The organism is Oleiphilus sp. HI0066 (assembly GCF_001635725.1).
Genome location: NZ_LWFH01000631.1, coordinates 1 through 1,348 on the forward strand (window position 1 = coordinate 1; position 1,348 = coordinate 1,348).

The 1,348-nt window shown below is 43.4% G+C and carries 3 protein-coding genes; 1 reads left to right on the forward strand and 2 read right to left on the reverse strand.

Going from position 1 to position 1,348, the window contains the following annotated elements; genetic code table 11:
• Nucleotides 1–351: phosphoribosyltransferase (locus A3738_RS08090; protein ID WP_369819784.1), on the reverse strand; the 351-nt coding region annotated here is incomplete at its 3' end.
• A 39-nt stretch (nucleotides 352–390) separates the two neighbouring features.
• Between A3738_RS08090 and A3738_RS08095 the strand changes: the two genes are divergently transcribed.
• The gene (locus A3738_RS08095; RefSeq protein ID WP_369819785.1) at nucleotides 391–1,026 is read left to right on the forward strand and encodes a phosphoribosyltransferase; all 636 of its coding nucleotides are present in this window, start codon (nucleotides 391–393) and stop codon (nucleotides 1,024–1,026) included.
• Between the two features lies 1 nt (nucleotide 1,027).
• On the opposite strand, the gene A3738_RS08100 is transcribed toward A3738_RS08095, so the two are convergent.
• A partial coding sequence (locus tag A3738_RS08100) for a regulatory protein RecX (RefSeq protein ID WP_156504092.1) occupies nucleotides 1,028–1,348 on the reverse strand: 321 nt, incomplete at its 5' end.

Genomic DNA, 1,348 nt, shown 5'->3' on the forward strand with positions numbered 1-1,348 from the left:
ACTGAACACATCATCGACAATCAACAGTTTGTCGTCGTAATTCATATTCTCAAGCAGATATTGAATACCATGAACACGAATACCCTGATTGCCCTCTAACTCTTCAAAGTATTGTTCCATGCCGCGGTATGACGTTCGAATAGCGATATGATCTGTTTCTACCCCCAGCGTTTGTAGACACTCTTGCACATAAATACCTACTGTCGACCCGCCACGCCAAATACCGACAATAAAGTCTGGACGAAAACCACTTTCATATATTTTGACCGCCAAACGATAGCTATCTTCCACCAACGACTGCTCTTCGACATATCGTTTTTTCGCTTGCTTCTGCTGTTCTAGCCCGGCCATTTTACCCATCCTATTTATACTCGATATACGATACTCAGCTTGCAAAATGTTTTTGAAAAAGTAAATAATCAAGCCACTTATACTGAGCATACTGGGATTCAATCGGTGACTCTTAAAACCTACATTGGCGCACAACAATTACTAGAAGATTCGTTCCGTTTAGGCACGCAAATTCTAGACTCAGGCTTCAAACCAAGCATTATTATTGCACTATGGCGAGGCGGAACACCGATTGGGACAGCAGTACAAGAGCTGCTTGAGTATCACGGAATTGAAACAGATCATATCGCCATTCGAACCTCTTCCTACGCAGCTGCCATTGATGGTCGCTCAAATGAGATTCGCATTCACGGCATGAGCTATCTCATCAAACACGTGAAACATACGGACCGCTTATTAATCGTCGATGACGTATTTGATACAGGGCATACCATTAAAGCGGTAATTGAACATCTTGAAACTCACGCCAGAAGAAATACGCCGCAAGAAATAAAAGTGGCCGTACCGTATTACAAGCCTACACGTAATCAAACTGATATTGTGCCAGATTACTTTTTACATAAAACCGAAGAATGGCTTAAATATCCGCACTCGCTTGAAGGTTTGAGTCATGAAGAAATAGCCGAAAACAGGCCAGAGCTATACGAGATAATTAAGCCTCACCTCAAAAAGTAATTCACTCATCTAGCTCAAAGGCATAATTGACCTGATCACTGCTGAAACCGCGACTATATAAGTAGCGTTGCTGCTTCGCTTTTTGCTTTAAGTCAAAAGCGCGATCCCAATCACCAAACTTACGCTGTCGCGTATGCTTGGCGAGTTCAAACCAATCTGTATCATCACGTTCAAACGCAAGCATCACAGCTTCAGAATCGACTTTTTGCACTGCGAGCTCTTGCCTCACCCGCGCCGCACCGTAGCCCTTTATAACACGTGATCGCAGCAACATATCCGCATAACGTTGCTCACATAAGTAGCCTGCTTCGATCATTTGCTC